The following is a 422-nucleotide window of genomic DNA, read 5'->3' as shown; positions in this document are numbered from 1 at the left end:
ACGTGCTATTCGGCTCGGGCCGGCACGATGTTCTGGTTGCTGCGCAGCACGTTGGCGGGGTCGTACTGCGACTTCAGGGCCATGAGCTTGCGGTAGCGGTCCTCCCGGTAGACCTCGCGCACCTTTGCCCCGCCGGCTCGTCCTGGACGTAGTTGACGTAGGCACCGCCGTAGTGCCAGGGCTCCAGCTGTTCCACGCTGCGCCGGGTCCAGGCGACGTTCTCGGCGTCCTGCGTGGGGTCGGTCCACTGCGCGGACGCCGTGTAGATGTAGGGGGCGTCCCGACGCGAGAAGGCCGACTCCGAGTCCGGAACGCTGGTGATCTCACCGCGCAGGTACTCGAAGTCGATCGAGGAGAGCGGGGACTTGACGTCCTGCGCCGAGGTGAGGAACGCGGATGCTGCCTCCGGCGAGATGTCTTCT

The 422-nt window shown here is 66.8% G+C and carries 1 protein-coding gene and 1 pseudogene; both read right to left on the bottom strand.

Annotated features, from left to right (window positions below; all coding sequences use genetic code 11):
* Window positions 1–5: 5 nt before the first annotated feature.
* Window positions 6–83 carry a BBE domain-containing protein gene (locus HCJ93_RS30325; RefSeq protein ID WP_373563632.1) on the bottom strand — a complete coding sequence of 26 codons (78 nt, stop codon included), beginning with the start codon at window positions 81–83 and terminating at the stop codon, window positions 6–8.
* Window positions 74–422, bottom strand: a pseudogene (locus tag HCJ93_RS29075) (hypothetical protein); the annotation flags it as partial. The pseudogene HCJ93_RS29075 and the gene HCJ93_RS30325, both read right to left, overlap by 10 nt.

The sequence above is a fragment of the Streptomyces composti genome, assembly GCF_012034205.1.
GTDB lineage: Bacteria > Actinomycetota > Actinomycetes > Streptomycetales > Streptomycetaceae > Streptomyces > Streptomyces composti.
This window is presented reverse-complemented; position numbering and strand designations above follow the sequence as displayed.

Bases quoted from the DNA above. Each gene is read 5' to 3' on its own strand.
- HCJ93_RS30325 (WP_373563632.1), bottom strand. From the start codon at position 83: ATGGCCCTGAAGTCGCAGTACGACCCCGCCAACGTGCTGCGCAGCAAC.